Genomic DNA, 21,549 nt, shown 5'->3' with positions numbered 1-21,549 from the left:
AATGACAACTCGAGACAAGGCCAAATGGCTCAGATTCCTGATTCTCATCCTCGGTGGTGGCACCATCTACAAACTGGCGAACCTCAAGGACGCCTTCTATATCCCCATGCAAGAATTCATGGGCTTGAGCCACACTGAAATCGGCCTGCTGCTGAGCGCCAACGCCATCATCGCCACTGCACTGTTTGTCGTCGGCGGCATGCTCGCCGACCGCTACGACACGCGCAAAATGATTCCCATCGGCCTGATCGGTACCGGCGGCCTGGGGCTGTATCTGGCGACCTTTCCGCCCTTCAGCAATCTGCTGATCGTATTCAGCCTGCTGGCCGTCTGCGCCGATTGCTTCTTTTGGCCCTCGCTGCTCAAAGCCATCCGCAACCTGGGTGACGATCAGGAACAGGGTCGGTTGTTTGGACTGTTGGAAGGTGGGCGTGGCGTCATTGATACGCTTGTGGCTTTTTCGGCGTTGGGCGTTTTCGTCGCCATGGGCTCCGGTGAAACCGGGCTGAAATCGGCCATCCTCTTCTACTCGGTCATCGACATTCTGGCCGGAACCCTGACCTGGTTCCTGCTCAAGGGCGGCAGCGCACAGTCGATCGCCAAGCCGAAGAACGGTTTGGCGAACCTGCTCGAAGCCATCAAGGTGCCGGGTATCTGGCTGGTCAGCCTCAACGTGTTCATGGTCTACATCGTCTACTGCGGCCTGACCTATTTCATTCCCTACCTCAAAGAAATGTACGGGCTGCCCGTGGCACTGGTGGGCGCCTACGGCATCATCAATCAGTACTTCCTCAAAATCCTCGGTGGCCCCGCCGGTGGCTTCATTGCCGACAAGCAATTCAAGAGCACCAGCCGCTATCTGAAATGGGCATTCCTGGCCTTGCTGCCGCTGATGGGCGTCATCCTGCTGATCCCGAAAAGCCCGAGTTTTATCTACGCAGGCATGGCCGCCACACTGTCCTTCGCGCTGATTGTGTTTTCCATGCGCGGCGTGTTCTGGGCGCCCATGGGTGAAGTCGGCATCCCTTCGCACATCACCGGGTCAGCCTTCGGTATCGGCTGCCTGATCGGCTACGCACCGGGCATGTTCGCTTACGTCATCTACGGCGCAATCCTCGACCATTTCCCGGGTCAGCAAGGCTACAACTATGTCTTCAGCTTGATGAGCCTGTTGGCCATTGTTGGATTCATGGTGTCCAGCCTGCTGTACAAGACCGTTCAGAATAAATCGGTGGCAATGGGTGGGATTGGTGCGGTGCAAAGCTGATCGGGAGTCGCCTTCATTGAACAGGCCAAAGCCTTTCGGTGGAGCGCTCACCCTGGACTTGAAATCGTTGAGGGTTGCGACTATCAGTGAGGTTCAATCCTTCGAGGGCAATCACATGCCAACGACTGAAGAATCGATAATTGCAGCAGCAAGGCTGCGCGCCGCCTACCGGGGAGAAAACGAGGCACTGGCTGCGGCTTCAGCGCTCGAAGCCCTGGCAGTGCTGAAAAAAACGTTAAAGGGAGATAAGTACCAAGAGGCGCTCGAAAGGCTGTATATCGAGTATTCAACCTCTTGATCCACCTGTGCCGCCTTAGCGGCGGCACATTGTTCACTTATTGAGGACAGTTTGAACTCGCATCTCCCCTGACGCCCGCTGCACTGGCGACTATCAGCGCCACTACACAGGCAACCAACAAGAACAGAGCAAAAGCACCCATCACATGCAAGTAAGGCAGTACGTGATTCCACGCTCGAGCTACCCCCAGGAAAGCAGCAAATAGCCAGCTGCTCATAGAGAGAGCGCCCAAGAGAGCCAGGCGAGTGCGACCGGAGTTGCGTAACAAGACAAAGGGGGCCTTCTGCAGCAGCGGGAAACCGATCCGATGCAACAAAGCACCATTGAGGCTAAGCAGCGCGACAACACTCACCTTGGCCCAGAGCTTTTGATTGAGCAGATACGCGCTCCCCTCATAGAGGTAACCCTCTAGCACCAGCAGCAAGCCACTTCCCCAAAGAGCCAATAGCGCGAGCGTGACGATTTTTTGGGTCTCGTCGAGATACTCACGCTGCATCTCACTCAACACATCCTTGCGCCAGCTCCATAGCTTTTGATCCGCCTGTAACACCCTCCCCAGAGCAATACAGGTGGCAATCAGATGACCATACACGAGTAGCATTTTGAGCATTACCTTGACCTTATTTTTATATGGGCAATGCACTCCCTCGCACCCTTTAGATGAAACTAAATGATACAGATTCATATTTGTATCAACAAGTTACACAATCAGCCATCCATCTGGAAGCGGCTGTTTTTGCGGGGTTTTTCCTAGATCGGCGCTTGCGGAGCTGACGAATCTGCTCGGTTAACGTCAGCGAGCCAACGGGTGGGGGCAATGTAATCTGGCTGAAGCGATTCGCCAAGCATCCAACGAACCACTTGGCACTGGAGCTGCCGAGGCAGCTTTCTGATCCGAATCGCCTCGATCAATTGTTGTGCTCTGATTCGAGAGCTCTCAGCGTATCGAGAATGGCTCGACCGAATAATCATCAAATGGGCTCAATGGCCCCTTCAATTAGGCAAACATGAAGGGTGTAGTGTCCGATAAGGATTTTTACAGCCTGGTCATGCATTTTTTTAACCATCAGACCCATCATCGAGGCCAGGTTACAACTCTGCTTTCGCAGGCGGGTGTCGACGTAGGCGATACGGATCTAGTCGTTTTGATTCCATCCGAGTCCCGCACTTAGCAACAACTGCTTCGCTGAGGTTCCAGGCCTTTCGTGTTAATCCCCCTTATCAAAACGAACGTACGTTCGATCATTTTTAAAGATTTTATGACTGCTGAAACGTATCATCACCGAAATTAGCCGGTTTTAACCGAAATACACTCCGCATTGCACTGCGCCATCTCCGCTGACCTCGGAATTTCTACATTTCGAGCCAGCTAGCGGAAGAGCAATACAACAAAGAAACAGCCTCACTTAGATGAATATCGATACGCCCCCCTCCAGACGACTCTCCGCTTTCGAGGCGCATGCCCCCATTGAAAAGAGCATGTTCAACGCAATACGCGCACAAAGCTCAAATACATGGGTGCTAGTCGAGCCTCTGCGATTACTTATTAACAATGAAATAACTATTAATCTAACCAAGATGGAGTACGCAGTACTCGACTTGTTAATAGGCAGCAGAGAACGGATAGTAAGTAATGATGCAATTGCCAAAAAGCTAAACAAAAACCTTGACCACTATAAGGGGCTGGCGATGTGCCTCAGCAGGCTACAAGCGAAGTTCAAGAAGTCCGCTAGAGGAGATAACCTTTTCCGCTCGGTGAGAAATCGCGGTTACTGCATCGTCCAAGCAATACACATTGAGAAGGACTTATCTCACAGACATAACGCATGCGATGAAAAAACCTGGAAGCGTTGCTCGCCTAATCTCCGCCACAGCATCTACTTGCTGGCTGGTGCATCCGCCGATTGGGTTGAGGTATGTAGCAGCTCTGGCACGAGAGGTGCGTATTAACCAGGCGACTATCGCCCTAAAGGAAAGCCAAGGTTTTGCACGCTGGTTTCCAGTGCTTATTTCGGTGGGTGGGTATGGGCTCGAAATAGTCTTTCTGGGGCTGGCTCAGAAGGACCTGCCCATGTCATTAAATACCTCGATGTGGCCCGGCCTTGGTTAACACTCATCACTGTGATTGCGGCCTTCAGATATCAACAGATTCCCAGCTTTACTGCTGCAGGATGAATCACCCTTATCATTGCCGGAATCATTCTGGTCAATATTGCAAGCGTGAGCGCCAAAGCCTGCGTCCGCCCACGCGGAAGCCGTGAGGATTCCACCCAGAGCCGGTGGTTTTGTGGGGAAAAAAACGACCAAAAATAAAAAAGGGTCGCGAGATAAAATCTCGCAACCCTTTGAATTATATGGTCGGGACGGAGTGATTCGAACACTCGACCCCTAGCACCCCATCTTCTTTTTCATACTTCTTGAAAGCTTCCAAAATTTTACTCTGGATTTTTCTAAGCTAGTATTTACTTGAGCTCCAGCGGTGTTCTGCTCTACGAGAGTCCAGTAACGCCCATCAAGAGCCGACGTTTTTGTGGGGGGAAAAGTAGGGGGAACCCATTTTATGGCCAAAATCACCATCAAAGAACTCGAGTCGCTGACTCCCAACGATGCCGGCCGAATCCTCCGGGAGGATGGCAATCTAGCTGGTCGAATCTCAGTCCGTAAGGACGGTGTGTCGGTCAGCTTTTCTATCGTTATCGCTGGGGCGATCAGAACAAAGAGTACGCCTGCGGGTCCTGGCCGCGCAGATCCCTGACGGACATCCGTAAAGCACGCAACCAGGCACGTGCGCTCATCGATGAGCAGATCAATCCCAACGAGCAAAAGAAAACCGCCAAAGCACAGGCGCATGCCGCGACGAATGCAAAAGCCGAAAAGGAAAAGTCGACGAAGGTGCAAACACTAACCGTCCAGGATATGGCCAAGGCCTGGCTGTTGGATGGCGTCGCGCGTAAAGACGGCAATGCCGAGTTGCAACGACGTTTTAACAAGGACCTATACCCGGCACTCGGCAAAACATCGGTGAGTAGTGTGTCCGAGCACGATATTCGGGCGCTGATCCGGGCGGTCCTCAGCCGCGGCGCTCACCGGCAAGCCATCAGCTTTTTCGCCGACCTCACCCAGATGTTCAGCTGGGCCAGAAAGCGCCAACCCTGGTGGGCGTTACTGGTTGAGGGTGATCCGACGGAACTGGTCGACATCTCCCCCCTTATCCCTGCCGACTACGAAGCAGAAAGAAGCCGGATCCTTTCCTCGGCGGAGCTGTTGGAGTTGCACAACCGCTTCCAACACATGACCGCCGATTACCACGCCCTCCCCGCCGGTCAAAAGTACGAAGGTATTCGGCCGTTAAAAAAGGAAACCCAGCTCGCGCTCTGGATCAGCCTGGGCACGCTGTGCCGGATTGGCGAGTTGCTGCAGGCCGAATGGAAAAATGTGGATCTGGAACAGCAGACCTGGTTCCTCCCCAGTGAAAACGTCAAAGGCTCCCGGGGCAAGAAACAGGACCACCATGTCTTCCTCTCGCCCTTCGCGCTACATTTCTTTCAGGAACTCAAGACCCTGACGGGAGATTCCCAGTGGTGCTTTCCGAACAAGCAGGATGATGGGCATGTGGACGTAAAAGTGGTGAGTAAGCAGGTCGGCGATCGCCAGGCCCGCTTCAAAAACCGCAAGGCGCTGTCAAGACGGCGTAATGACGACACGCTGGTGCTTGCCGACGGCCAAAACGGCGACTGGACGCCGCATGACCTGCGCCGTACGGGCGCGACCATGTTGCAGGCCTTGGGGGTCAGCCTGGACGTCATCGACCGCTGCCAAAATCATGTACTGGCCGGCTCGCGGGTGAGGCGCCATTACCTGCATCACGACTATGCCGAAGAGAAGAAGCGCACCTGGAATCTGTTGGGCGATCGACTCAGCGCCGTGTTGTTTTCAACATACGAACATCCACCGACCGAGTCGATGATGTCTTTTCCAGACTACGCCGCCACTGGATCTCTGCCGCCCCCATAGGCCAAATTCTTCAATACTGAATCCCTCAGTTTCGTAATCAGCGGGGTCGGATTCGGGAAAAATCCCCCCGCCCTCGTCAAGGTGCGGATTCACGCTAAACTTTTGTTGCTAGCTGTTGTGACGGTTACGGGCTGACTGGCGATCAAATGTACGAGGCATTTAACGCATTTAAAAAAGGAATTTAAGCATGTTCATTGGACGACTCGCCGAGTTGACCGGCTGCACACCAAAAGCCATTCGACTGTATGAACAGATGGGTTTGATAAACGAGCCGGAACGCGACGGTCGATACCGGACCTACAACGCTCACCATCTGGAGATCGTCCACCTCATTCGTAGAGCACAAATTGCCGGTTTCAAACTGGCAGAGATGAGTCCCCTGATCAGCGCCAAAAACAAGCTCAAAGCCTTTCCTTTGGCGCTGGCAAACGAAGCCGTCAACGCCAAGCGTCAGCAAGTGAAAGAAAAAATCGCTGAGTTACAGGCGCTGGACCTTCATTTGATCGAGCTCAAAGGCGAGATGAACTCATTGTTCGGTCCTGCACCGACGTCAATTCTTCATAAGGCTGAGTCGATCGCCTGCCCAGATAAACAAAAGCTGACATCAGCGCCTCTTCGGGCGGTCGCGGGCTGAACCCCAATTCAGTCTTCGCCTTGACGATGCTGTACTCCTGCCGAACGTTATGGAACAGGCGCACCTGGCTGAGCAGTAACTGGGCAGGCTTGCCCGTCAGTTGCGCGGCCCGTTCCTGCATCCAGGCAATGCAGACCAATAGCCACTGCGGGGCTCGCGGTGGCTGGCGATAACCCGGCGAAAGCGCATTGGCGGCCTCGATCAGGTTGGCGAGCGACGATGAGCGCTCATTCGCAAGAATATAGCGCTGCCCTCCCCTGCCCTTTTCGGCGGCCAGAATCAAACCTTCCGCCACGTCGCGCACATCCACGAAATTGAAATGGAACCCTGGGTCCAGCGGGACCTGACGCTGTTTGACTGACTCCAGAAACCCCATGGTATCGGTCAGTTGGGTCGCGTTTGGCCCCACCATCGCCGAGGGCAGTACCGACACCATCCAGAGCCCCAGGTCGTTGGCGGTCCGCCAGGCCATTTGCTCGGAGAGAATCTTGGATTTGTAGTAGGCATTTTCGGCCTCGTCATTCCAATGCGCTTCATCCAGAGCACTGCCGTCATGACCAACCGCGGCGACGGAACTGACATAGACGACACGCTTGACGCCCGCCCGTGCAGCGGCCTCCAACACGCTACGTGTCCCCCGCACATTGGGCTCGACAATCTCGGTTTCCGGGCTTTTGGCCCAATGCTTGAAAACCGCCGCCACTTGAAACAGCACGTCGACACCGTCCAATGCCTTGAGCATTGCAAGCCCGTCCAGCAATTCGGCATAGACCAGTTCGCAATCAAGCCCCGCGAAGGGCGCCGTGTTACCGATGTCACGCACTCCGGCTCGGACTCTGTAGCCCTGACTGAGCAATGCTCTGACCAAGGTGTTGCCCAAGTGCCCATTGGCGCCCGTGACCAGACATAACTTGCTCACTGAAACTCCTTCTTCTGGAAGAGAACCATTCTGTTCAGGATCGAGAAAATCATAGAGTCTGTCCCGCAGGACAGAGTCAAGCGTGTCTTGGCACGTTAGTTCGAGTTATCAGAAAAACATGCCGCCGAAACATTTAGACACATCTGAGCAACACAATATTTAGAATATTTAACACCAGCAAGCATGAAACGATCGTTCCAAGTTTAAAAAAACACCATATAAAACACCACCTTATTCATCTGTCCCTTAGGACAGATGAATCGTGTTTAGCAAAAAAAAATTTCGAATCACACTTGTTGAGTTACAACGCGAGCACTGATAGCATTTCGCTACTGATCGAGAGCTCCACTCTTCGACTGATAACGCATGGACGCAGTAATGGATTTCAGCCCACAACTTTTATCTCTCCGCCAATTCTGTGAAGCGCTCTTCCCGACCGCTTTCCGTACGGCGATGTTTTTCTTGAGCGCTAACCTAAACATCAAGTCCTATCCTCACGCCCATCTTTAGTGCGTTTCCCGGCCGCTCTTGGCCCGGCAATTAAATAACTAGACAGCTTTAATAAAACGCAACCATTGCGACATTTCCGCGTGAACGATTAAAAATATAATACTTCGATCTAAGGCGTGCTCATGTTCAAACCATTCGTCTTCGCTATTTCAGCGCTGCCTGCACTTGCGCTCGCCGGAGAGTTCAACTCCGACTCGAAGATTTCATACCAGACTGCTGAAAACATATCCGTCGACAAGCTCTCCAAGTCAGAAACACGGTTCTATAACGCGCTGTCTTACGAAACCGACACCGATGCCCGTTTTCTGTTATCCACCCGCATCAGATGGAACATGAGTGGCCAACTTGAGCCAGGAGAACCCGATCAAACCGCGCTCTCGCCCATCAACGATGGCCGTAAGATCTATGACAACTATCCTTTTCAGTTCGAACTGCGTGAACTCTATTTCAGAGACACCCTGGGTGAAGACGGAACGCTGATTCTCGGCAAACAACAAGTGGTGTGGGGCCAGGCCGATGGGGTCACGGTGCTGGATATTGTCAACCCCATGAATTACCGCGAGTTCATCCTCGAAGACCCCGAAGAAGCCCGCATCCCGACATGGATGGCCAACATCGTGGTGCCGGTGGGCCAGTTTGATCTGCAATTGCTGTGGATCCCCGACCAGACCTACACCGACTTTCCGAATTACAACGAAGGCGAATTCGCCATTCGTTCGCGGCGGTTGATACCCCAGGCACCTCCCGGGTTGACGTTGCCCGTTGAGCGACGTCGCGCCGAACGCCCCGACCGGCCCATTAAAGATTCTGACGTCGGCATGGCCCTGACAACCAGCGTTGAGTCATGGGATTTCTCGCTCAACTACATGTATCACTACAACGACGCTCCGTTCTTCGAAACTCAAGTATCCATGGCGGGTACGCGCCCGGTGATTGTTGTTCGCGAGCGTTATGAAAGAACCCATACCTTTGGTGGCAGTGCCAGTACTTCAATTAATGATTTCGTCTTGCGCAGCGAGTTGGCCCACACCACTCACCGCTCGGTAATCGACTACGACCTGAATAGCGAAAACGGACGATTCCAGACCAACGACACCAGTTACGTCTTGGGACTTGATTATTATGGCGTAGAAGAAAGTGTATTCAGTGCTCAGTTCTATCAAAGCATCCTGGGTGAGACCACCGAGTACCTGCCACGCAAGAAAGTCGACAGCATCATGACCTTTCTCTACCGAAAGGACTTGCTGCACCAACGAGACAGTTTTGAAGCCCGATGGCTGACCAACAATAATGATGGCGATGGTTTGTTTCGTCTTCAGTACACATCGAAGCTGAGTAAAAACATTAAAGGAACCGTCGGACTTGATGTTTTTTACGGCGATAAGAATGGACTATTCGGACAGTTTAATAACAATGACCGCATTCAGTTAAAACTAGACTTTTACTTTTAACCCCCCTACCGCCAACGACCCCGAGTTTGCTTGGGACCGACTGCCTGCGAGAATGAAAATGCAGACCATCAATCATAGATTCAGCCATGCAATGACCCAAGGCGATGCCGTTTGGACGTTCGCTGATACGAATTGCTCGTACACGATTGCCGAAATAGGTGCGATTGTTGATACCTGCTCGTCGAAACTGGCCAGTCAGGGACTGCGGCGGCAGGACCGGGTGGGCCTGGTCCTGAACAACAGTATCGAACTGGTCGGCTATCTATTGGCTTGCTGGCGATTGAACCTGGTGGCGGTCCCCCTCAGAACCAAATCGGGCAAATATCTGAACTACGCGGATTTCCTCGCCAGTTGTGACAGCTCTTGCAGCTTCAAACTGGTGCTGTGCGACGGTGCAATCACGGCCGAGGACATCGAGCAATGGCGTTCACGCACGGGTCTTGAGATTCACTCGGAGCCCACATTCAACCCTCAATGCGTGGAAGTACTGCCGCTGGGTGCAGATGTCCAGCCAGAGGACATGGCGATCATTCAGTTCTCTTCCGGCAGTACCGGTTTCCCGAAGGGCATCATTGTCACCCATGACATGATCATGAATCAGTTGAGGCACATCGAGCTGTCCCACAACGCCAGCAGGCACGGTATCCCCATCAAAAACAGTGCCTCCTGGACGCCGATTCATCATGACATGGGCTTGTTTACCGGCGTCTTGTTGCCCATCTACGCCGCTTGCAACCATCTGCTCGCGACACCCGACTACTACATGCGCAATCCGGCGCGTTGGTTCAAGTTGCTATCAGAGAAACAGGCAGACTTGAGCTTCATCACCAATTCGGCGCTGGTGGCGGCACTTCGAACGGTGAAGCGTTTATATGGTGATGAACAAATTGATCTGTCCCGACTGCACCTCTACATCTCGGCAGAGAAAATCAGCGCGTTGGTACTAAGAAAGGTCAGGGAGCGATTCTCGCCTTTGAAGTTGCTGCCGGAACATATTCACTCAGCGTATGGAATGGCTGAAAACAGTCTGGGCGCGAGTTGCAGTAAACTGGGTGAGCTCAAGATTCTGATAGTCAGCATTAGTCCCGACGGTGATGTGAAACTCGCCGCCAGTGAAGATGAAGATCGCATTGAACTGGTTTCATCAGGACAAGCCAACGCTCGCCATCGCATTACGGTGCGCGACGCGAATGATCGCCCGTTACCGGAACTCAAGCTGGGCGAAATTAACATCGAGAGCGATTGCCTGACGCCCGGTTACTTGAACATGCCGGAGGCCACCCTCGCCAAACTGAAAGACTGTCGTCTGCGCACAGGTGACCTAGGGTTTTTCCATGAACAGGAACTCTACTTTTATAGCCGCCAGGACGATTTGATTATCATCGGCGGCAGAAACATTGTCCCGGACGACATTGAAGAAACCATCGAGAGTTTTGACTTTGTCCGCGCCTCCGGCAGTGCGCTGTTGTCGATGGAAAACAGCAACACGGGTTTGATGGAACTTCACCTGGTGCTTGAGGGGGATGCCAATGACAACAACAGTGAGCGCGCGCAAAAACAGCAAACCCTGACGTTGGCGGTTCTAGACACTCACGATGCGTTGTTGAGTCGGGTTCATTTCTGCCCACGAGGAAGCATTGAAAAAACTTCAAGTGGCAAGAAGCGCCGGCGGGTCATACGCCAGCGTCTGATCGACAAGCAACTCGTTGCTTTTTCGGCGCAGCACACCAGTCCCTGAATCACCCGGGCGCCTGTAACGCTCACCTTACCACCAATGCTATTTCACACATGGAGCAGTGACAGAATGAACGAGCATGCACTTGACCCTCTGACTTACGCGCCCCCGGCCTTATCGTCAGTCACGCGTGAAACTGTTGGAAACTGGATTTCCAGTTGGTTGACCGAACGTGATTACGATGAGAGTCAATCGATTTCCATCGACACACCGTTCTCTGAAATGGGATTGAGTTCAATCGACGCCGTTGAACTCGCCGCTGAACTTTCCCATGTTTCAAAAGTGCAATTGGATTCGACGATCGCCTGGCATTGGCCCACCCCTGATTCACTGGCAGGTTATGTGGCCGATACCGCCAGGGCCTATGTGCCAACGTCGGCCGAGGAGCCCGCAGGGCACAACGCGGCTTTCTTGCATCTGGATGAACAGGGCATGGCAGAACTTCTTGAGAGCTTACTACACCCACACAGTTTGACGCCGGCCACGTGATAACACGCGGCCAGAACTATCTGACCACTCGCTGACTTAAGTATCGAGCTGCGTTGCTCCTGAAAGAACCACTCCATTTAAATAAGCGCTGACCATCGATGTGCGGCCTCTTTCGCTGCAGGTTGGCTCGTGGTCACGGTTTGGCAATTTGCAGCACTTTTTTACTCGCCCTTTTGCGGGTGACGGCTAACTTCTTGAGATTAAAACAATGAAATCGACAGACACTACAACTTCGGGAATCAAGGAGCTTCTGGAAAACTCTGTCTCCGAAATCCTCAATCTCAGGCAGAAAGTCCAACATCTGCAATCTGGCATCAACGAGCCTGTCGCCATTGTCGGGATCGGTTGCCGGTTCCCCGGCGGAGCGAACACGCCCGACGCATTCTGGAAATTGCTCGAAGCGGGTAACTGCGCCGTTCGCAATATCACGGATGAACGTTGGTCGGCCGAAGACTATTACCATCCGGACGCCGACATTGCCGGCAAAATCTATAGCCAGCATGCCGGGCTGATTGACCGTGTCGATCATTTCGACGCGCAACTGTTCAAGCTTCCCGCCCATGAAGCCAATCTGATGGATCCTCAACAGCGCCTGTTGCTCATGGTCTGCTGGGAAGCACTGCGTAACGCCAACCAGAATCTGGACGCGTTGAAAGGCAGCAAGACCGGTGTGTTTTTCGGGATGAGCACCAGTGATTACGCACGCCTGGCCATCGATCAGAAAGCCCCCGAAAACATAGATGCTTATGCGTGCCTGGGGAATGCGCCTAGTGTCGCGGCGGGTCGTGTCTCCTACCTGTTTGGCTTCCATGGTCCGACACTTGCCCTGGACACTTCCTGCTCCTCGTCGCTGCTCTCCGTGCATCTGGCCTGCAACAGCCTGCGTTCCGGCGAGTCGACAATGGCCCTGGCCGGAGGGGTCAACCTGATCCTGGCGCCGGAAAACAGCATCGGCTTATCCCGGATGCAAGCCTTGTCCCATCATGGCCTGTGTCGCACTTTCGATGCAGAGGCCGACGGCTACGTGCGTGGCGAGGGTTGCGGTGTCGTCGTATTGAAGACGCTGACGCAAGCTCGCAAGGACGGCGACCATATCTACGCGGTCATCCGCGGTTCGGCCGTTAACCATGACGGCGCCAGCAATGGACTGACGGCCCCCAATGGTCGCATGCAGCAAGAAGTGATCGAACGGGCGCTGAAAGACGCCCGAGTCAGCGCCGCCCGTATTCACTATGTCGAAACCCATGGCACGGGTACCCCGCTGGGCGACCCGATTGAAGCCAACGCCCTGTCGCGCGCCTTGCGCCGAGACCTGTCCGATATTCCACTGGTCATCGGTTCGGTCAAGACCAACATCGGCCATCTGGAATCGGCCGCCGGCATCGCCGCGCTGATCAAGTTGACGCTCTCGCTCAAGCACAATCTAATTGTGCCCCACCTGCACTTTTCCAAGCCCAACCCCCATATCAATTGGGGCGATAACACGCTCGTGGTTCCCACGCAAAGTCGTGCCTGGCCACAAACCGACGAGCTCAATTACGCCGGTGTCAGTGCATTCGGGTTAAGCGGCACCAATGTCCACATGATCCTGTCATCGGCCGAGGAAAACACCGATACCGGCGAAGCGGATCCCGCCTCGGGCGTACTCACCTTTGCCGCCTCCACGGCTGAAACCGTGAAGCAAACGAGTCGCCGATGGAGCGAGTTCCTGCTTGAGAGCCCGCTGCCTTTTGCTGATGTCTGCAATAGCAGCAACGCCTATCGTCAGTCCGGAAAACACCAGCTCGCGGTGGTAGCCGAAACAGCAGACCATGCACGTGAACTACTTGCGCAATTTGCCGCGGGAGAATTATCCGAGCATGTTCACCATGGCATCACCCCGCTGCGCCGCCCGGCCGTTGCCATGCTGTTCTCGGGTCAAGGAGCCCAGTACGCCGGGATGGGAGAACGTCTTTACGCCACCCAGACTGTCTTCCGGGCAGCCCTCGATCAGTGCGACACGCTCTACATCGCCGAGGTCGGCCACAGTATTAAAGACATTCTGTGGGGCAGTCGCACGACAGAACTGAGCCAGACCGATTACACCCAACCCGCGATCTTCTGCCTTCAGTACGCGCTGACCCGACTCTGGGCAAGCATCGACGTCAAACCCGCCGCGGTGATCGGCCATAGTCTGGGCGAGTACGCCGCAGCCTGTGCCGCCGGTGTTTTCTCCCTTGAAGACGGCCTGCAGCTGATCATCAAGCGAGGTCAGCTGATGACCGCACTGACGTCGCCCGGTGACATGCTGGCGGTGCACGCCGAGCGGCAGGCTGTGGAGCTGATGCTCGCGCCGTTTGCCGGCCAGGTTTCGCTGGCGGCCCAGAACACCCTCAATGACGTGGTCATTTCCGGTGACGCCTCGGTGGTTGCGCAGCTCAAAGCCAGTCTCGATCAACAAGGCATCCGTAACACCGCTTTGTCGGTCTCCCGGGCATTCCACTCGGCGCTCATGCAGCCCATGCTCGAAGCGTTTCGTCGTTATGCCGAGCAGATCCGCTACAGCGCTCCCACCGTGTCGTTCTACTCCACCGTCCTGGGCCGGCGTGTCGAAAACGAGGTGTGCGAAGCCGCCTACTGGGTCAATCAGGTGGCCGCGCCGGTGGAGTTTCACGCCGCCCTGCAAGCGTTGCTTCACGAACACGACCATTTGCTGCTGGAAATCGGACCGAGCGCGACCCTGGTGGATTTGGCCAGCCGCAGCCTGCCGCCAGGCGATGCACGTGCAACGCTGTATTCTCTGCGCAAGGGGCACGAAGACAACCGGGTGCTGCGCAACAATCTGGCCCGACTCTACGTGCAAGGTGTGCTCTCGCGCATTCCCGCCAACAACGTCGTTGCACGCAAGCTCGCGCTGCCGTTCGAGGTACTCGATGAACAACCCTACTGGATCGGCGGCGGAGCAAAACCACCGCTCAAGAGCAAGAAACGCCCTGCGACGCGCCTGCACTCGAATCAGCGCCTGAGTCTCTACCGGCAATGGCACGACACCGGCAGTTTCCGCGGGCACCCACAACCGTTGATCGGTCGCTGGTTGCTGATCAGTGAGTCGGCCGACTTTCTGGCCGCCGTTCAGGACACCGCCTTCACTAAAGTGCTCCCCGCTGAACTGGATGCGAGCCTGCACGAAACCGGCCTCTCGTTTGACGGTGTCCTATATGTCGCGACCCCTACCAGTGCTGACGTTGCCCGGGCCGCCATGGCGCACATCGAGCGCTTCGTCTCGCTCAGCACCCGGATCTGCGCGGCAGAATGCCTGGTGCCCGGGGCGCGTTTTGTCGTCGCCCATTACAACCAGGGCCCGACCTCACGACTCATTCACAGCGGTGGTGTCGGACTGACCAAGACACTCGCGCAGGAATACAGCCACCTGCAATTTGCCCAACTCGACTTGTCGTCATCCGGTTCGTTGGCCGAAGACGCCCAACGCCTGCTCGATTGGCTCGCGGCCCCTGTTACAACCGGAGTGCCGTTCGAAGTGCACCTCGAACGGGACAATGCCTACGAATGCCGACTGGAGAACGCGGTTTGCGCCGGGCAGTCAGTGCCGATCGCAATCAAGGCCGACCGTAGCTATCTGATCACTGGTGGCCTCGGCGCACTCGGGTTGATGATCGCCCAGGCCCTGGCCCACAAGGGTGCCGGTCAGTTGCTGTTGATCTCACGGCGTACCACCCTGGATGAGCGGCAACAAACCCTCATCACCAGTCTGCGGGAACACGGTTGTGACATCAGGATCTTGTCGCTGGATGTCAACGACATCGATGCCCTGCGCGACCTCATCACCGAGTGCGACCAGTCGCTGCTGCCCCTGGCCGGCGTCGTGCATGCCGCCGGTGCGCTCAGCGACTGCCGGCTCGACAGCCTGGCACCCGGGGCGTCTGAACCCGTCGTTTCGCCGAAAGTGCTGGGTGGCTGGCACTTGCATGAACTGACTGCCCAGCTGAATCTGGATTTCTTCGCCCTCTTCTCTTCCGCCTCGGCGGTATTCGGCAATTACGGCCAAGGGATTTACTGCGCGGGCAACAGCTTCCTTGATGAGTTGGCGATCTTCCGCAACGCTCAAGGTCTGACCGCCACCAGCTACGCTTGGGGTCCGTGGGCCGGGTCCGGCATGGCGAGTGCAGACGCCGTCACCTCCGCGGCGCTGCACGCCCAGGGCCTGGCGCTTCTCGACCCCGTCGAAGGACTTGAGTCGTTCTTCAGCCTGCTCTCGGGTGCCTCGCCCACTCCGGTGGTGCTCGACCTGCAACCCAAGGCTCTGGAAGCCCTGCGGCACAACCCCGCCAGCCCGGCGCTGATGAGGCTCTATGGCCAACAGGTGTTGTCGGCGGCGTTGGCACAGGACGCAGAAACCATCATCTCCCCCCTGCGTGCCTACGTCGAAAGAATGCGCCCGCTGGCGCCGGAAAAAGCCATAGAACGCTTGCTGCGTGACAGCATCGCCGAAGTCTCGGGCACCGAAGTCAAAGGTGACTACAGCGCCGACTCGCCGCTGATAGAAATGGGCCTGGATTCGCTGATGGCGGTGCAGTTGCGTAATCGGCTGTCGAAAATGACCGGTGAAATCCTGCCCGTCAGTCTGTTGTTCGACTACCCGAGCCTTGCTCAACTCGGCGCCTACCTGGTATCGCTGCTCAAGGACCACGCCTCCGTCGCCGCGATGAGCGACGCGATCCCGGCGACCGCGTCCTCCGTCGAACAGGACATCGCGATCATCGGCATCGGTTGTCGCTACCCGGGTGGTGTGAATCACAGCGCGTCTTTTTGGGCGATGCTGGTCGAGGGTGTCGATGCCATTGGTGAAGTCGGCAATGCACGCTGGAACAGCGATGAGTACTTTGATGCAGACCCGGATGCGCCCGGAAAAATGTACAGCCGCTGGGGCGGTTTGCTCGATGATGTCAGCGGCTTTGATAACAGCTTCTTCAACATCAGCGCGCAAGAAGCTATCAGCATGGATCCGCAGCAACGGCTGTTGCTGGAAGTCGGTTGGGAGGCGCTGGAACACGCCGGTGTAACACCCTCGGCGGTAGAGAAAGGCGGGATCTTTGTCGGTTGCGGTCCCAATGAATACAGCCACGTCCTCAATGCGCAGGGCGGGCCCGAGACCAGTGCCTATTTCGCTACCGGGAACTCGATCAGTGTCAATGCCGGTCGCCTCGCCTATTTCCTGGGCTGGGAAGGCCCGGCCATCGCCATTGATACTGCCTGTTCGTCAAGCTTGGTCAGTGTGGCACTGGCCTGTCAGAGCCTGCGCAGTGGCGAGTGTTCGGTGGCGTTGGCCGGGGGCGTGAACCTGACCCTGTCGCCGCACACGAACGTGGCCCTGTCCAAGGCGCATATGTTGTCGCCTGATGGTCGTTGCAAGACATTCGACCAAAGTGCGGACGGTTATGTGCGCTCCGAAGGCTGTGGTCTGGTTCTGCTCAAACCGCTGAACGATGCCTTGCGTGATGGCGACAACGTACTGGGGGTGATCAAGGGCAGTAGCATCAATCAGGATGGACGCAGCCAAGGCTTGACCGCGCCAAACGGCCCGGCCCAGGAGCGCGTCATGCGTGCGGCGCTCACTCGCGCCGGGGTCGAACCCCATCGTGTGCAATACCTTGAGGCGCATGGCACCGGCACACCGCTGGGCGACCCGATAGAAATGCGCTCCATCGAGGCGGTCTACGGCGAACGTGGCACCCACCACCCCCTCTACGTAGGGTCGGTCAAAACCAACATCGGTCACACCGAGGCCGCGGCCGGCGTCGCCAGCCTGATCAAGCTGTCGTTGATGCTGCAACACCGCACCATCACCCGCAACCTGCACCTGAAAAACCTCAATCGGCACTTCAGCTCAAATGTCCTGGGTGAAACCCCCAGCGTCATTGTCGCCGATCAACTGCGTCCGTGGCCGTCGACGGATGGCAAGCCCATCGGCGCCGTCAGTTCGTTCGGTTTCAGCGGGACCAACGCTCACTTGTTGCTGGCCGCAGGCCCCGACTCACCCACCCATGCCGTCCCCGACGACGCAGGCGGGGCTTATCTGCTCCCGCTGTCTGCGCGAAACATGGCTTCGTTGACTGAACTGAAGCACAAGTACATCGAACAGCTTCAGAGTAATGAGCCCGATCTGGCCAGCCTGTGCCATAGCGCCAGTACCACTCGCTCGCATTTCGAGGTCCGTCAGGCGTTCGTCGCCACCACAGCGCAGCAGCTGTGCCAGCAGTTGCAGCTGCCAGCGGACGACACACCGCGGCCCAACAGTAACAGCCCGGCCACCGTCGCCTTTCTGTTCACAGGCCAGGGCAGTCAGTACCTGGGCATGGGACGCGCGCTCTATCTGCAGGCCCCGGTGTTCAAACAGGTTCTGGATCAGTGTGAGCAGCTTATGCGTCCTTATCTGGCGGGTTCGATCCTGGATGTGCTGTGGGCCAACAGTGCCGAACAGTTGAACGACACGTACTACACGCAACCGGCGCTTTTCGCCCTGCAATATGCCTTGGGCAAACAGTGGATGGCCTGGGGTGTCATGCCTGACTACGTCCTGGGGCACAGCGTTGGTGAATACGCCGCCGCCTGTCTGTGCGGCGTAATGACCCTCGAGGAAGCAACCAGGCTCATCTGTGCCCGCGCACGGTTGATGGTCGAGCACTGTGAAAAAGGCTCGATGCTGGTGGTCTATGCCGATTGCCCCGGCACTCAGGCACTGCTGGACACTCTTGGCGATGTCACGCACAAACTGTCGATCGCAGCCCATAACGGCCCGACCAACACCGTGGTTTCGGGCTGCTCTGAAGCGATGGCGCAGTTGATCGAGTTGTGCGCCGAACGCGGGATTGACGCACAGTCACTGCGGGTCTCTCACGGTTTCCATTCGCCCTTGATGGCACCGATGCTGGAGGCATTTCGCAGTGTGGCGCAAGGCATCCGCTTCAAGCCTGCGTCCATGACCTTTGTGTCGACGGTCACCGGGACGGTCCTAGGCGACGAATGCGCCTGCGCAGATTATTGGGTTCAACACGTGCAAGCCCCCGTGCTGTTCGATGCGGCGCTGACCACGCTGGCAGCGCTGGCGCCGCAGGTCGGGCTGGAAATCGGGCCGGCCACGCAATTGATCGGCATGGCCAGGCGCTGTGTGTCGGATGCGCCAATCTGCTGGCTGTCTTCCCTCAAGGCGAAAACCGACGATCAATCGCAAATGCTCACGTCCCTCGGTGAGCTTTACAGCCGCCAAATAACACCTGTCTGGTCAGCGTTGTTTGTGCCCACCCGCACCTATCAACGGGTCACTCTGCCGACCTACGCCTTTCAACGGCGTCACTTCTGGCCACTACAGAACGGCCCACAGCTATTCCCTTCCCGTCAGCCCCACTCCGTGGCGCAGCGCGCCGAGCTGCCGAAGCTGGGAGAGAAAACCATCAGCGCCACCGGCGATGTGATCTACCAAACCCGCTTCGGCGCCGACATGCCGTTCCCGATTACCGATCACCAACTCTACGGGACCATTGTCATCGCCGGTGCCACCCACCTGGCCATGACGGCCCTGATTGCCGAGAACCTGAACATCGCGCTCGGCTACGAGCTGAGCGACATCACCTTCCCCGGTGCGATGGTGTTCGAACCGGACGAAACCAAGCACTTCCAGTACATCGTCTCGCAACAGCAGGACGCGTGTGTGGCCGTCGCCGGGTACAGCCGGACGGAAGGTGATAAAGGCCCATGGCAGCAGAACTTCGCCTGCACCCTGAACCCGCAGACGAACCAGCAACCCGTCGGCGAGCAAACGATAGACCCGCAACACCTGAGCCAGGCACTGCACCAGCAGTTGGACGGCCCGACGTTCTATCGCGAAATGTCCCAGGCCGGTTATGAGCTCAATGGCGGCTTCCGTTGGGTAGAGCACGTGTGGCGGCGCCCGGGAGAAGCGCTTTCGCGCTTGCGTAAGCCCGAGACCGGTGAAAGCGATTACATCGTCGCACCCGGTTTGATGGACGCGTTCTTCCAGACCACTGCGGCGGCTTCCTACGAAGCGCAATTCAGCCTGTCCGGACGCGACACGATTTACATCCCGTTTGCCGTCGACGCAATGCGCGTACTCAAACAGGTCAAGGGCCCACTGTGGTGTCATGTCGAATGCTTGTCTCCGGCACCGATCGACGCCAGCGCTGCCGAACTTGAAGCGTACAGCCATCGGATCTCGGTCTACGACGAACACGGCGAGCGCGTGGTGACGGTCGAAGCGTTGCGCAGCAAGCGTGCGCCCAAATCCGTGCTGATCGACTCGCTCAAGCGCAAACAGGCGCTGACCTATCAGATCGACTGGATACCCTGCTCTACACCCACCGACCATCGGCGCTTGACGGCCCTTGACGCCGACCAACTCTGGGTCATCCTGGCTGACAGAAGTGGCCATGCCGCACGCCTGCAACAACGTTTGCACAGCATTGGCATTCGTTGCCTGTGCCTGGGCACTGATCTCGACAGCGACCTCGCTTCGTATGCTCGCTACGACATCGCGCATTTGCCGGACGGCCTCGCTGCGCTGATCGATCCATTGACCGAGGAACACTCGATTCAGCAGGTGATCGACCTCCAGGGCCTCGATACGCCGGCGGCTGACGATCACGATCTGGAGACGCAGCAACGCGATCTTTTACTGCCGGTGCTCGCCCTTCAACAGTACTGCCTCGTCAAAGGCGTCGAACCGGACTGGACCTTTGCCATGCCGGACGATTACGCATCAAGGAATGAGGCTCCTGTCTGGGCAATGCTGCGCGGACTGGCCAAAGTCATGGGTGAAGAACATCCCCAGTCGCGCATCAAGCAAGTCGCCGTTGCCGCGAATGATCCGTCAGCCTGCGTCGACACCCTGTTTGCCGAGCTCGAATTGGATGACGATGAAGGCGACATCCGCTACGTCAACGGTTCACGCCAGATCGCCCGGTTGGCGCCGATGGACTGCGATCCGGTCGACAAGACGCCCCCAGTGTTTCGTCAGGACCGGAGCTACCTGATCACCGGCGGGTTGGGCGCGATCGGGCTGAGTCTGGCGGATTTGCTTATAGAACGAGGCGCTCGACACCTGGTACTCGTAGCCCGAACCGTCAATACGGAAAAGCTCGACCCCTACCTTGCACGCTGGAACGCCGTGGGCGCATCAGTACTGATCAAGCCCTGCGATATCACGGTACGTGCGCAGCTGACTGACCTGCTCAATGAAATCGACCTCACGCAGCCAACGCTCGATGGCGTTTTTCATTGCGCGGGGATCTTGCGGGACGGCTTGCTCGGTTCCCAGTCCTGGCAAGACTTCCAGGCCCCGCTCGCGGCGAAAGCCAATGGCGCCTGGTGGCTGCACCAAGCCACCCGGGAGCGCCAACTGAGCTGGTTTGTGCTGTTCTCCTCGGCGGCGACCGTGTTCGGTTCACCGGGTCAGGGCAACTATGCCGCCGCCAACGCTTTCCTTGATGAACTGGCCGTTTCCCGGCGCGCCATGGGCTTATCCGGGCTGAGCGTCAACTGGGGCCCTTGGGACGGACAAGGCATGGCCAACACCACCGGACGCGCGGCGAACTTCCAACGCGCACCGGGAGTGGATTTGCTGCCGCCTCAAACGGCCCTTGAGCTGTTATTGAGCCTGGCCCGCACCGAGCAACCTAACCCTACCGTGATCAATATCGACTGGACCCGGATTCACGGTTCGGTCAGCGAGCGTGCGCAACGCTCGTTACTGTCCAATCTCATCAGAAAAACCGCCGCGAGCGCCGAATACCTGACGGACCTGGGCACGTTGCGCAGTGACTGCGATCAACTCGCCCCGATGGAGCGCCAGACCTACATCGAGCAGTTCGTGCTCAGGGTGGCCAGAGACATCATGGCACTCAACGAACGCCAGTTGCTGGACGTCAGCGAGCCGCTGCAATCTGAAGGCCTGGACTCGCTGATGGCGCTGGAGTTGCGCAACAAACTGGCCAGCATCGTCGGCCGCAAGTTACCCGCCACGCTGCTGTTCGACTACCCGACCGTTCGCGCTATGAGCACCTTCATTATCGATCAACTGTATCCGTCGACTGCGGCAAACGCAGAAGACTTCGCACACCTGTCGCCCCCCTCGGCACCCGCCGAAGCACCCGACAACTTCAGCAATTTGAGCGACGACGAACTCTCTGCCCTCCTGGCGGATGAAGCACTTTGAGCCGACA

General features: G+C 56.8%; 9 protein-coding genes and 4 pseudogenes. 11 read left to right on the top strand and 2 right to left on the bottom strand.

Features of this window, described 5'->3' with window-relative positions; all coding sequences use genetic code 11:
• The first annotated feature begins 1 nt into the window (after nt 1).
• A complete protein-coding gene (locus ACZ9IM_RS13055; RefSeq protein ID WP_427623638.1) occupies nt 2-1,267 on the top strand; it encodes an MFS transporter in 1,266 nt (421 codons plus the stop codon).
• Between the two features lie 16 nt (nt 1,268-1,283).
• Entirely contained in the window at nt 1,284-1,565 is a 282-nt protein-coding gene (locus ACZ9IM_RS13050; RefSeq protein WP_427623637.1) for a hypothetical protein, read from the top strand.
• A 37-nt stretch (nt 1,566-1,602) separates the two neighbouring features.
• Here the strand turns inward: ACZ9IM_RS13050 and ACZ9IM_RS13045 are convergent, their stop codons facing one another.
• A complete protein-coding gene (locus ACZ9IM_RS13045) occupies nt 1,603-2,175 on the bottom strand; it encodes a hypothetical protein (RefSeq protein WP_476224241.1) in 573 nt (190 codons plus the stop codon).
• A gap of 203 nt (nt 2,176-2,378) precedes the next feature.
• Between ACZ9IM_RS13045 and ACZ9IM_RS13040 the strand changes: the two are divergent.
• The 5 genes and pseudogenes from ACZ9IM_RS13040 to ACZ9IM_RS13020 all read left to right on the top strand — a co-directional run.
• Nucleotides 2,379-2,737: pseudogene (locus ACZ9IM_RS13040) on the top strand (DinB family protein); the annotation flags it as partial.
• Between the two features lie 238 nt (nt 2,738-2,975).
• Nucleotides 2,976-3,515, top strand: coding sequence for a winged helix-turn-helix domain-containing protein (locus ACZ9IM_RS13035; RefSeq protein ID WP_476224139.1), 540 nt, complete (start codon nt 2,976-2,978; stop codon nt 3,513-3,515).
• Nucleotides 3,469-3,740: pseudogene (locus ACZ9IM_RS13030) on the top strand (DMT family transporter). Before ACZ9IM_RS13035 ends, ACZ9IM_RS13030 begins: the two are co-directional and overlap by 47 nt.
• Before the next feature lie 385 nt (nt 3,741-4,125).
• A pseudogene (locus ACZ9IM_RS13025) lies at nt 4,126-5,579 on the top strand (tyrosine-type recombinase/integrase).
• Between the two features lie 187 nt (nt 5,580-5,766).
• Nucleotides 5,767-6,078: pseudogene (locus tag ACZ9IM_RS13020) on the top strand (MerR family transcriptional regulator); the annotation flags it as partial.
• 10 nt (nt 6,079-6,088) lie between these two features.
• Here ACZ9IM_RS13020 and ACZ9IM_RS13015 read toward each other — a convergent pair.
• The gene (locus ACZ9IM_RS13015) at nt 6,089-7,132 is read right to left on the bottom strand and encodes an NAD-dependent epimerase/dehydratase family protein (RefSeq protein ID WP_008072392.1); all 1,044 of its coding nucleotides are present in this window, start codon (nt 7,130-7,132) and stop codon (nt 6,089-6,091) included.
• Nucleotides 7,133-7,764: 632 nt separating this feature from the next.
• Between ACZ9IM_RS13015 and ACZ9IM_RS13010 the strand changes: the two genes are divergently transcribed.
• The 4 genes from ACZ9IM_RS13010 to ACZ9IM_RS12995 all read left to right on the top strand — a co-directional run bounded on the left by ACZ9IM_RS13010 (nt 7,765) and on the right by ACZ9IM_RS12995 (nt 21,542).
• Entirely contained in the window at nt 7,765-9,093 is a 1,329-nt protein-coding gene (locus ACZ9IM_RS13010) for a DUF1302 family protein (protein WP_008072393.1), read from the top strand.
• Between the two features lie 58 nt (nt 9,094-9,151).
• The gene (locus ACZ9IM_RS13005; RefSeq protein ID WP_008072394.1) at nt 9,152-10,831 is read left to right on the top strand and encodes an AMP-binding protein; all 1,680 of its coding nucleotides are present in this window, start codon (nt 9,152-9,154) and stop codon (nt 10,829-10,831) included.
• A 66-nt stretch (nt 10,832-10,897) separates the two neighbouring features.
• Complete coding sequence (locus ACZ9IM_RS13000; protein WP_008072395.1) at nt 10,898-11,317, top strand: acyl carrier protein; 420 nt, start codon at nt 10,898-10,900, stop codon at nt 11,315-11,317.
• Nucleotides 11,318-11,525: 208 nt separating this feature from the next.
• On the top strand, nt 11,526-21,542 hold the full coding sequence (locus ACZ9IM_RS12995; protein WP_427623634.1) for an SDR family NAD(P)-dependent oxidoreductase: 10,017 nt from the start codon (nt 11,526-11,528) through the stop codon (nt 21,540-21,542).
• Nucleotides 21,543-21,549: the final 7 nt, after the last annotated feature.

This window comes from Pseudomonas sp. TE12508 (assembly GCF_056279485.1).
The sequence above is the reverse complement of the archived record's forward strand: the minus strand, read 5'-3'. Positions and strand labels throughout refer to the sequence as shown.